The sequence below is a fragment of the Streptomyces sp. WAC06614 genome, from assembly GCF_003949795.1.
Classification (GTDB): Bacteria; Actinomycetota; Actinomycetes; order Streptomycetales; family Streptomycetaceae; genus Streptomyces.
Genome location: NZ_RPRY01000267.1, coordinates 1 through 9,660, shown reverse-complemented (window position 1 = coordinate 9,660; position 9,660 = coordinate 1). Strand labels below are relative to the sequence as shown.

Sequence of the window (9,660 nt, the reverse complement as noted above, 5' to 3'; positions counted from 1 at the left end):
TCCCGCTCCCGTGCCCACGGCCACCCCTCGTCCGCCCCCCATCAGAACAGGAAGTACCGCTGGGCCATCGGCAGCTCCGCCGCCGGTGCCGGTTCCACCGGGTCGCCGTCGATGGTGACCGTGAACGTGTCCGCGTCGACCTCGACGCGCGGCCGGGCGTCGTTGCAGCGCATGTCCGCCTTGGTGACCTTGCGGGTGCTCTCGATCGGGACGAACTCCTTGCCCAGGCCCAGGCGTTCCGGAAGGCCGTCGTCCAGGGCCGCCGGGGCGGTGAAGTTCAGCGAGTTGGCGGCCGGGGCGCGGCCCTCGGCGCCGAACATCGGCCGGGGGAGGACGGGTTGGGGCGTCGGGATGGAGGCGTTGGCGTCGCCCATCTGGGCGTAGGCGATCTGGCCGCCCTTGATGACCAGTTGGGGGCGCACGCCGAAGAAGGCCGGATCCCACAGGACCAGGTCGGCCAGCTTGCCCTGTTCCACCGAGCCGATCTCGCGGGCGAGGCCCTGGGCCACGGCCGGGTTGATCGTGTACTTGGCGACGTAGCGGCGGGCCCGCTGGTTGTCGGCGGGGCCGTCGCCCGGCAGGAAGCCGCGGCGCCGCTTCATCACGTGCGCGGTCTGCCAGGTGCGCAGCACCACCTCCCCGATGCGGCCCATGGCCTGGGAGTCGGAGGAGATGACCGAGATGGCGCCCAGGTCGTGCAGGACGTCCTCGGCCGCGATGGTCGAGGGCCGGATGCGGGACTCGGCGAAGGCCAGGTCCTCCGGCACGGCGGGGTTGAGGTGGTGGCAGACCATCAGCATGTCGAGGTGTTCCTCGACGGTGTTGACGGTGTGCGGGCGGGTGGGATTGGTCGAACTGGGCAGGACGTTCGGCTCCGAGACCACGGTGATGATGTCGGGCGCGTGCCCGCCGCCCGCGCCCTCGGTGTGGTACGCGTGGATGGTGCGCCCGCCGATGGCGGCGAGGGTGTCCCCCACGAACCCGGCCTCGTTCAAGGTGTCCGTGTGGATCGCGAGCTGGGCGCCGGTCTCCTCGCAGACGCCGAGGCAGGCGTCGATCACGGCCGGGGTGGCACCCCAGTCCTCGTGGATCTTGAACCCGAGCGCGCCGCCGCGCAGTTGCGCGTGCAGGGCGTCGGTGGACATGGTGTTGCCCTTGCCCAGCAGCCCGATGTTGACCGGGAAGCCGTCCAGGGCCGCGAACATCCGGGCCAGGTGCCACGACCCCGGGGTGACCGTGGTGGCCTTCGACCCTTCGGCGGGGCCGGTGCCACCGCCGACGAGGGTGGTGATGCCCGAGGCGAGGGCGGCGTCGATCAGGGTCGGCGAGATGAAGTGGACGTGCGTGTCGATGGCGCCGGCGGTGAGGATCTTGCCGTTGCCGGAGATGATCTCGGTCTCCGGGCCGATGACCAGGGCCGGATCCACCCCGTCCATGGTGTCGGGGTTGCCGGCCTTGCCGATCCCGCAGATGCGGCCGTCGCGGATGCCGACGTCGGCCTTGACCACGCCCCAGTGGTCGAGCACCACCACGCCGGTGATCACGGTGTCGGGCGCGCCCTCGGCCCGGGTGGTCCGGGCCTGTCCCATGGACTCGCGGATCACCTTGCCGCCGCCGAACACGGCCTCGTCCCCGGCGCGTCCGGGACCGCCGCTGCGGTCCTCCTCGATCGCGAGGAACAGGTCGGTGTCGGCCAGCCGGATCCGGTCGCCGGTGGTGGGTCCGAAGAGGTCGGCGTACGCGCGCCGGTCGAGCTCAGCCATCGAGCGGCCCCCCGGCCTCGCCGCGCAACCCGGGGACGATCCGCAGCCCGGCCAGCGGTACGAGTTCCACCTCGACCGGGATGCCCGGCTCGAACCGGACGGCGGTGCCGGCGGCGATGTTGAGCCGCAGTCCGTGCGCGGCGGGCCGGTCGAAGGCCAGGCCCGGGTTGGCCTCGGCGAAGTGGTAGTGCGAGCCGACCTGGACGGGCCGGTCGGCGGCGTTGAGCACGGTGAGCCGCGTGACGTCGCGGCCCTCGTTGAGCGGGACGGGACCGTCCGCGAAGTGGATCTCGCCGGGGATCATGACGTGGGCCTTCCCTCAGACGATCGGTTCGTGGACGGTGACGAGCTTGGTGCCGTCCGGGAAGGTGGCCTCGACCTGGACGTCGTGGATCATCTCGGGGATGCCCTCCATCACTTCGTCGCGGCGCAGGACGGTGCGGCCCGACGTCATCAGCTCGGCGACGGTGCGGCCGTCCCGGGCGCCTTCGAGGATGTGCGCCGTGATCAGTGCGACGGCCTCGGGGTGGTTGAGCAGCACGCCGCGGGCGCGGCGCCGTTCGGCCACGTCGGCCGCGACATGGATGAGCAGTCTGTCCTGCTCGTGTGGGGTCAGTTGCATGCGAATCACCCAGCTTCCGGAACGGGGTCGGCCCTGTCGCGCGGCCGACCCTAGCGGCCTTCAACACCCTGTTGACCTGCGCTGATCCATGTCAGACGACTCCTTGACCAACGAGGAGTCACCCTTTGACGTCCCGCACACCGGTGCTTTACCGCCGCATGGGTGATCATTGACGTTGGCCGCCGACGATCCGTCACGCTAAGGCCGCTGCTTTTCCGGCGAGTTAATTCACGTTTCCAACGGCTCACCGGTTCGATCGCTCCGGCACTGCCGTCCGACGTTCCGTGCGCCGACGCCTGCCCCCCGAGGAGGGCCCGTGTTCAGCAACCCCGTCCGGCACATCACCTTCGACGCGCACGACCCCTACGGCGTGGCCCGGTTCTGGTCCGCCGTCACCGGTTTCCCGGTCCACCCCGACGACCAGGAGGGGGACGACGAGGTGCTGCTGGACCCGGGCCGGCCCGAGGTACCGGGCCTGCTGTTCATCCGGGTCCCGGAGGGCAAGACCGTCAAGAACCGGGTCCACCTGGACATCCAGCCGGCGAACCGGACCCGGGACGAGGAGGTCGAGCGGTTGACCGGGCTCGGCGCCCGGATCGTCGACGATCAGCGCCGCCCCGACGGGCGCGGCTGGGTGGTCCTGGCCGACCCGGAGGGCAACGAGCTGTGCATCGAGCGGAGCGCGCAGGAGCGGGAGACCGCCCAGGGCTGACGCCCGCCCCGGCCGCCCGGCCCGACGGCGGGACCCCGCTGCGGGCCCGGACGGGCCGCCTCAGCCGAGGGAGTTCGAGACGATCGCGCCCGCGCCGGCGACCGCGGTCCAGGGCAGGGCGATCCAGACCGTCTTGCCCCCGTCCGCGGTCGGGCTGACGGACAGCCGGCCGCCCGCCTCGGCGGTCAGCCAGCGGATGATCACCATGCCCCGGCCGTTGTCCTGCTGGACGGCGGCCGGGAGCCGCCGGGGCCAGCGGGGGTGGCTGTCGGTCACCCCGATCCGCAGGGTCTCCTGGCGCTCCAGCCGCAGGTCCACGGTGAAGGTCGGGGACTGCCCGAAGGTGTGCTGCACGGCGTTGGTGGCGAGTTCGGAGACGATCAGCCGGACCGAGTCCGCGGCCTCGGTGCCCTCGACCAGCCCCCACTCCTCGAGGACCTCCGCGACGTAGCGGCGGGCGGCGGCCACCGAGGCGGGATCGCTCGGCAGGGTGACGGAGGCTTCCTGGTGATCTGCCATGGCGCGGTCCCTTTCCCGCCGGGTCGAATCGCCCCGGATCTGTGCTGACCGCCAGAGTGCCATTCCCCGCGCCACCGCTGCTGCCGTTCCCTCAAGATATGCATATATCTGTCGCTCGATGCGGTGAACTCTGCTACGGAAGACCGTATTTGCAGGGCAGACTGGTGCGATCTGTGCCGGTGGAAGGAGGCGGCATGCAGCACGGACCCGCGGTACGCCGGCGCAAGCTCGGCGAGGAACTGCGCGCGCTGCGGGACCGGTCCGGACTGACCAGTGGTGAGGCCGCCCGCATCGTGGGATGGCACCAGTCGAAAATCAGCCGGATCGAGACGGGCCGCAGTGGCGTGAAACCGGAGGACGTCCGTCTGCTGCTGGACGCCTACGGCGGTGTGGGCGACCAGCAGCGTGCGCTCCTGGAGGCCCTGTCCGCCTCGGCGGCGGGCCCGGCCGACCCGGGCCGGGGCGGCCGCGAGTGGTGGCACGACTACCGGGGCCTGCTCCCGCAGGAGTACCGGGACTTCATCAGCCTGGAGGCGGGCGCCCGCGCGGCCCGCACTGTGGAGCTGTCCGTGGTGCCCGGCCTGCTCCAGACCGCCGCCTACGCCCGCGCGGTGACCAGGGCGGCCCTGGGCGGCCTGCCGGAACCCAAGGTCGACGCGCTGGTCGACGTACGGCTGGCCCGGCAGGCGGTGCTGTGGTCGGACCCGCCGCTGGAGCTGAGCGCGGTCCTGGACGAGGCGGTGCTGCGCCGGCAGATCGGCGGGCCCGGGGTGATGGCCGAGCAGCTGCGGCACCTGGTGGACGTGGCCCGGCTGCCCCACGTGCAGCTCCAGGTGCTGCCGTTCAGCGTGGGTGGTCATCTCGGCCTGACCGGACCGTTCGTTATTTTCTCATTTCCGAACATCGCCGATCTGGATGTGGTGGTACTCGACCATTTGACGAGTAGCCTCTATCTGGAGCGGAAGGAAGACCTTGAGGCGTACAGCGCCGCATTCCGCACCATCCAGGCGCACGCCCTCCCGCCCCAAGACTCGTCGGAGCTCATCAGCGAGATCGCTGACGGCGCGTAAGGAGGCACCCCCGTGTCCGCAACACCCCCCCTACCCCCGAGCGGACCTGAGAACAGTGCGACCCGGTGGCGGCGCAGCAGCCACAGCACCGGGATGAACAACTGCGTGGAAGCCGCCGTCCTCGGCGGCGGCCTGCTGGCCGTCCGCGACTCCAAGCGGACGGACGGCCCGGCCGTCCTGTTCACCGGCCCGGCCTGGGACGGCTTCCTCGCCCACGTACGGACGGACGGCGCCGCCTAGGCGCCGGGGGAGTCCGTGGCTCCGGCCGGCGCGGTGGCCAGGATCGTCTCCACCGCCCGGGAGATCTCGTCCCCCGTGAGATCCCCCCGCGCGGTCAGCCGCAGCCGGGAGATGCCGTCCGGCACGGACGGCGGCCGGAAGCACCCCACGGACAGCCCCGCCTCACGGCAGTCGGCGGCCCAGCGCAGTGCCGCCGACGCCGACGGGGCCCGCACCGACACCACGGCCGCGTCCGGCCGGGCCGCGGTCAGGCCGGACGCGGTCAGTCGCCCGTACAGGGCGGCGGCCACCTCCCGGGCCCGGGCCGCGCGTTCCGGTTCCCCCTCCAGCAGCCGCAGGCTCGCCAGCGCGGCGCCCACGGCGGCCGGGGCGAGCCCGGTGTCGAAGATGAACGTCCGCGCCGTGTTGACCAGGTGCCGGATCACCTTGGCCGGGCCGAGCACCGCACCGCCCTGGCTGCCCAGCGACTTCGACAGGGTCAGCGTGGCCACCACCCCCGGCGTCCCCGCCAGCCCGGCGGCGTGCAAGGCCCCGCGGCCGCCCTCGCCCAGCACCCCCAGCCCGTGCGCGTCGTCCACGACCAGGGCGGCCCCCGCCGCACGGCAGACCTCGGCATGGGCGGCGAGCGGGGCGGCGTCACCGTCGACCGAGAACACCGAGTCCGTGACCAGCAGCGCCCGGCCCTCGTGCGCGGCCAGGGTCTTGGCCACGGCCTCGGGATCGGCGTGCGGCACCACGGCGGTCGTGGCCCGGGAGAGCCGGCAGCCGTCCACGATCGAGGCGTGGTTGCCGGTGTCGGAGACGACCAGGGTGCCCCGCCCGCTGAGGGCGGTGACCGCGGCCAGGTTCGCCGCGTAGCCGGAGGACAGCACCAGCGCCGCCTCGAACCCGCAGAACCGGGCGAGCTCCCGCTCCAGCTCCTCGTGCAGCTCCGTGGTCCCGGTGACCAGCCGGGAGCCGGTGGCCCCGCCGCCCCAGCGCGCCGCCGCCTCCTGGGCCCCGCGCACGGTCGCGGGATGCCGCGACAGCCCCAGGTAGTCGTTGCTCGCGAGGTCCAGCAGCGGCGAGTCGGCCGGGCGCGGCCGCAGGGAGCGCACGAGCCCGGCCCGCTCCCGCGCCCGTTCCTCGTCGTCGATCCAGGCGAACACGTCGGACGCGTCGGAGGCGGGGGACACGTCGGCCGCTGCGTGCTGGGGCATAGGGGTGAGTCCTCGCGATTTGTCGGCTGTCCACAGACTCCCCAGACCCTAGCCGCCCGCGACCCGCGTGCCAGGTGTGGCGATACACACACTCCGTTCCGGCCATGTTGTGCGATCTCTCCTTGGCTGGGACTGGTGGTGTGGGAAAGGATCGCCCCCATGGACCTGCTGAACACCCTGGTGGAAAAGGGGCTGCGGCGAGAGCTGCCGACCCGTGAAGAGGCGCTCGCCGTACTGGCGACCTCCGACGACGAACTGCTCGACGTGGTGGCCGCGGCCGGCAAGGTGCGCCGCCAGTGGTTCGGACGCCGGGTCAAGCTGAACTACCTGGTCAACCTGAAGTCCGGGCTGTGCCCGGAGGACTGCTCCTACTGCTCCCAGCGGCTGGGGTCGAAGGCCGACATCCTCAAGTACACCTGGCTGAAGCCGGAGGAGGCCTCCCAGGCGGCCGCCGCCGGTGTCGCGGGCGGCGCCAAGCGCGTCTGCCTGGTGGCCAGCGGGCGCGGCCCGACGGACCGGGACGTGGAGCGCGTCTCGAAGACCATCGCGGCGATCAAGGAGGAGAACGAGGGCGTCGAGGTGTGCGCCTGCCTCGGTCTGCTCTCCGACGGCCAGGCCGAGCGGCTGCGCGAGGCCGGCGCGGACGCGTACAACCACAACCTCAACACGTCCGAGGGGACGTACGGGGAGATCACCACCACCCACACCTACGCGGACCGGGTCGACACGGTGCAGAAGGCGCACGCCGCCGGTCTGTCCGCCTGCTCCGGCCTGATCGCGGGCATGGGCGAGAGCGACGAGGACCTGGTCGACGTCGTCTACTCGCTGCGCGAGCTGGACCCCGACTCGGTGCCCGTCAACTTCCTGATCCCCTTCGAGGGCACCCCGCTCGCCAAGGAGTGGAACCTCACCCCGCAGCGCGCCCTGCGGATCCTCGCCATGGTCCGGTTCGTCTGCCCCGACGTGGAGGTACGGCTCGCCGGCGGGCGCGAGGTGCACCTGCGCACCCTCCAGCCGCTGGCGCTGCACCTGGCCAACTCGATCTTCCTCGGCGACTACCTGACCAGTGAGGGCCAGGCCGGCCAGGCCGACCTCGACATGATCGCGGACGCCGGCTTCGAGGTGGAGGGCGCCGGGACCACCACCCTGCCCGCGCACCGCTCCGACGCCGCGGCGGCGGCCGGCGGCTGCGGCTCGCACGGCGGCGGCGTATCCCTGTGCGGTTCCGCGGCGGGTGCCCCGGCGGACGCCTCCGGCGCCACCGCCCCGGCCGGCTGCGGTTCCGGTTGCGGCGGCTGCGGCTCCCACGCGGCGCAGGACGAGCCGGAGCCGGTGGCCGCCGCGGTCGCGCCGGCCGAGGCGCCCGCGCAGGCCGCACCGGGTGAGGTGCGCCCGGACCTGGTGGCCGTACGGCGTCGCGGTGCGGGAACGGACCTCGCCCCCAATGCCTGACCCGCACCACCCGCTCCGCCCGCAGGTCCCGCCGCTGTCCGCGCCGGAGCTGCTGGCCCTGGACCGGCAGCACGTCTGGCACCCCTACGGCCCGATGCCCGGACGGCAGGAACCCCTCGTGGTCGCCTCCGCCTCGGGCGTCCGGCTGCGGCTGGCCGCCCCCGCCCACGGGCGGGAGGAGTTGGTCGACGGCATGTCCTCGTGGTGGTCGGCCATCCACGGCTACCGCCACCCGGTGCTCGACGAGGCCGTGCGGGAGCAGCTCGGGCGGATGTCGCACGTCATGTTCGGCGGCCTCACCCATGAGCCCGCCGTCCGGCTGGCGGCGAAGCTGGTGGAGATCACCCCCGCCGGGCTGGAGCACGTGTTCCTCAGCGACTCCGGCTCGGTGGCGGTCGAGGTCGCCGTCAAGATGTGCCTGCAGCACTGGCGTTCGGTCGGCCGGCCGGGCAAGACCCGGCTGCTGACCTGGCGCGGCGGCTACCACGGCGACACCTGGCAGCCCATGGCCGTGTGCGACCCCGACGGCGGGATGCACGAGCTGTGGTCCGGGGCCCTGCCGCGGCAGGTCTTCGCGGACGAGCCGCCCGCCGGGTTCGACGCCCCGGTGGACCCGGCCTACGCCGACCACCTGCGCACCCTGATCGCCGCGCACGCGCACGAGCTGGCCGCGGTGATCGTGGAGCCGGTGGTGCAGGGCGCCGGCGGCATGCGCTACCACGCCCCCGGCTACCTGCGGGTGCTGCGCGAGCTGTGCGACGAGTACGAGGTCCTGCTCGTCCTCGACGAGATCGCCACCGGGTTCGGGCGCACCGGCGCCCTGTTCGCCGCCGACCATGCCGGGATCACCCCGGACGTCATGTGCGTGGGCAAGGCCCTGACCGGCGGCTACCTGTCGATGGCCGCCACCTTGTGCACACCGAAGGTGGCCGACGGGATATCCCGGGGCGAGGTCCCGGTGCTCGCGCACGGGCCGACGTTCATGGGCAACCCGCTGGCCGCGTCGGTGGCCCTGGCCTCGATCGAGCTGCTGCTCGGTCAGGACTGGGCGCAGGAGGTCAAGCGCATCGAGGCGGGCCTGCGCGAAGGGCTCGCGCCGGCCTCGGCGCTGCCAGGGGTGCGCGACGTACGGGTCCTCGGCGCGATCGGCGTGGTCCAGCTCGACCACCCGGTCGACATGGCCGCCGCCACCGCGGCCGCGGTCCGGGAGGGCGCCTGGCTGCGCCCGTTCCGGGACCTGATCTACACCATGCCGCCGTTCGTGACCCCGGACGGTGACGTGGCACGTATCTGCCGGGCGGTCGTCGCCGCGGCACGGGAAGGCTAGGCGGGACGGATGGGTGTCGTGGTCGTGTCCGGGACGGGCACGGAGATCGGCAAGACGGTGGTCACCTCGGCGGTCGCGGCGGCCGCCGTGGCGGCCGGGCGGACGGTGGCGGTGCTCAAGCCGGCCCAGACGGGCCTCGGTCCGGACGAGCCGGGGGACGCGGCCGAGGCCGCCCGGCTCGCCGGGCCCGGGGTGACCCCGGTCGAACTGGCCCGCTATCCGGAGCCGTTGGCCCCGGACACCGCCGCGCGCCGCAGCGGCCTGGCCACGCTGTCGCCGGCCGCGGTCGCCGCCGCCGCGGAGAAGCTCGCCGCCGCGTACGACCTGGTGCTGGTCGAGGGGGCCGGCGGACTGCTGGTCCGGTTCGACGAGGCGGGCCACACCCTCGCCGACGTCGCCGCGCTGCTGGCGGCCCCGGTGCTGATCGTGGCCCCGGCGGGGCTCGGCACCCTCAACTCCACGGCGCTGACCGCCGAGGCGCTGCGGGCGCGCGGGCTGTCGCCCCTGGGCGTGGTCGTCGGGAGCTGGCCCGCCGAGCCCGACCTCGCCGCCCGCTGCAACCTGGCCGACCTGCCGGCGGTGTCGGCCACGCCGCTGCTGGGCGCGGTACCGGAGTCCTCGGGCCGGCTGGCGCCGGACGCGTTCCGGGCGGCGGCGCCGGGCTGGCTGGCGCCGGAGCTGGGCGGCACCTGGTCGGCGGCGGAGTTCACCGCGCGCTGGCCCGCCTGACCCGGGAGGGTGGGGGCGGGGGTGTTC

The 9,660-nt window shown here is 73.6% G+C and carries 11 protein-coding genes; 6 read left to right on the top strand and 5 right to left on the bottom strand.

Going from position 1 to position 9,660, the window contains the following annotated elements:
- Nucleotides 1–41: 41 nt before the first annotated feature.
- From EF918_RS27160 to EF918_RS27150, 3 genes are read right to left on the bottom strand one after another with little or no spacing between them, the layout of a single operon-like run.
- The gene (locus tag EF918_RS27160; protein ID WP_125651501.1) at nucleotides 42–1,763 is read right to left on the bottom strand and encodes an urease subunit alpha; all 1,722 of its coding nucleotides are present in this window, start codon (nucleotides 1,761–1,763) and stop codon (nucleotides 42–44) included.
- Nucleotides 1,756–2,067: an urease subunit beta gene (locus EF918_RS27155; RefSeq protein WP_125651499.1), complete on the bottom strand. Its 312-nt coding sequence runs from the start codon at nucleotides 2,065–2,067 to the stop codon at nucleotides 1,756–1,758. Before EF918_RS27155 ends, EF918_RS27160 begins: the two co-directional genes overlap by 8 nt.
- A gap of 15 nt (nucleotides 2,068–2,082) precedes the next feature.
- The gene (locus EF918_RS27150) at nucleotides 2,083–2,385 is read right to left on the bottom strand and encodes an urease subunit gamma (RefSeq protein ID WP_125651497.1); all 303 of its coding nucleotides are present in this window, start codon (nucleotides 2,383–2,385) and stop codon (nucleotides 2,083–2,085) included.
- A 316-nt stretch (nucleotides 2,386–2,701) separates the two neighbouring features.
- Between EF918_RS27150 and EF918_RS27145 the strand changes: the two genes are divergently transcribed.
- The gene (locus EF918_RS27145) at nucleotides 2,702–3,097 is read left to right on the top strand and encodes a VOC family protein (RefSeq protein ID WP_260610720.1); all 396 of its coding nucleotides are present in this window, start codon (nucleotides 2,702–2,704) and stop codon (nucleotides 3,095–3,097) included.
- 60 nt (nucleotides 3,098–3,157) lie between these two features.
- Here the strand turns inward: EF918_RS27145 and EF918_RS27140 are convergent, their stop codons facing one another.
- Nucleotides 3,158–3,616, bottom strand: a complete 459-nt coding sequence (locus EF918_RS27140; RefSeq protein WP_125651495.1) for an ATP-binding protein — start codon at nucleotides 3,614–3,616, stop codon at nucleotides 3,158–3,160.
- Nucleotides 3,617–3,810: 194 nt separating this feature from the next.
- Between EF918_RS27140 and EF918_RS27135 the strand changes: the two genes are divergently transcribed.
- Together EF918_RS27135 and EF918_RS27130 are read left to right on the top strand one after the other, a co-directional pair.
- Nucleotides 3,811–4,686: a helix-turn-helix transcriptional regulator gene (locus EF918_RS27135; RefSeq protein ID WP_125651493.1), complete on the top strand. Its 876-nt coding sequence runs from the start codon at nucleotides 3,811–3,813 to the stop codon at nucleotides 4,684–4,686.
- Between the two features lie 12 nt (nucleotides 4,687–4,698).
- Nucleotides 4,699–4,926 (top strand): DUF397 domain-containing protein, encoded by a 228-nt coding sequence (locus tag EF918_RS27130; protein WP_125651491.1) that lies wholly within the window; start codon nucleotides 4,699–4,701, stop codon nucleotides 4,924–4,926.
- On the opposite strand, the gene EF918_RS27125 is transcribed toward EF918_RS27130, so the two are convergent.
- Nucleotides 4,923–6,125, bottom strand: coding sequence for an 8-amino-7-oxononanoate synthase (locus EF918_RS27125; RefSeq protein WP_125651489.1), 1,203 nt, complete (start codon nucleotides 6,123–6,125; stop codon nucleotides 4,923–4,925). The genes EF918_RS27130 and EF918_RS27125 overlap by 4 nt on opposite strands.
- Before the next feature lie 159 nt (nucleotides 6,126–6,284).
- Between EF918_RS27125 and bioB the strand changes: the two genes are divergently transcribed.
- The 3 genes from bioB to bioD are packed head-to-tail and all read left to right on the top strand — an operon-like array spanning nucleotide 6,285 to nucleotide 9,633.
- Nucleotides 6,285–7,577: a biotin synthase BioB gene (bioB, locus tag EF918_RS27120; RefSeq protein ID WP_125651487.1), complete on the top strand. Its 1,293-nt coding sequence runs from the start codon at nucleotides 6,285–6,287 to the stop codon at nucleotides 7,575–7,577.
- A complete protein-coding gene (locus EF918_RS27115) occupies nucleotides 7,570–8,904 on the top strand; it encodes an adenosylmethionine--8-amino-7-oxononanoate transaminase (RefSeq protein WP_125651485.1) in 1,335 nt (444 codons plus the stop codon). The genes bioB and EF918_RS27115 overlap by 8 nt, the downstream gene beginning before the upstream one ends.
- 9 nt (nucleotides 8,905–8,913) lie before the next feature.
- Nucleotides 8,914–9,633 carry a dethiobiotin synthase gene (gene bioD, locus EF918_RS27110; RefSeq protein WP_125651483.1) on the top strand — a complete coding sequence of 240 codons (720 nt, stop codon included), beginning with the start codon at nucleotides 8,914–8,916 and terminating at the stop codon, nucleotides 9,631–9,633.
- Nucleotides 9,634–9,660: the final 27 nt, after the last annotated feature.

Bases quoted from the DNA above. Each gene is read 5' to 3' on its own strand.
- EF918_RS27160 (WP_125651501.1), bottom strand. From the start codon at position 1,763: ATGGCTGAGCTCGACCGGCGCGCGTACGCCGACCTCTTCGGACCCACC.
- EF918_RS27155 (WP_125651499.1), bottom strand. From the start codon at position 2,067: ATGATCCCCGGCGAGATCCACTTCGCGGACGGTCCCGTCCCGCTCAAC.
- EF918_RS27150 (WP_125651497.1), bottom strand. From the start codon at position 2,385: ATGCAACTGACCCCACACGAGCAGGACAGACTGCTCATCCATGTCGCG.
- EF918_RS27140 (WP_125651495.1), bottom strand. From the start codon at position 3,616: ATGGCAGATCACCAGGAAGCCTCCGTCACCCTGCCGAGCGATCCCGCC.
- EF918_RS27135 (WP_125651493.1), top strand. From the start codon at position 3,811: ATGCAGCACGGACCCGCGGTACGCCGGCGCAAGCTCGGCGAGGAACTG.
- EF918_RS27125 (WP_125651489.1), bottom strand. From the start codon at position 6,125: ATGCCCCAGCACGCAGCGGCCGACGTGTCCCCCGCCTCCGACGCGTCC.
- bioB (WP_125651487.1), top strand. From the start codon at position 6,285: ATGGACCTGCTGAACACCCTGGTGGAAAAGGGGCTGCGGCGAGAGCTG.
- EF918_RS27115 (WP_125651485.1), top strand. From the start codon at position 7,570: ATGCCTGACCCGCACCACCCGCTCCGCCCGCAGGTCCCGCCGCTGTCC.
- bioD (WP_125651483.1), top strand. From the start codon at position 8,914: ATGGGTGTCGTGGTCGTGTCCGGGACGGGCACGGAGATCGGCAAGACG.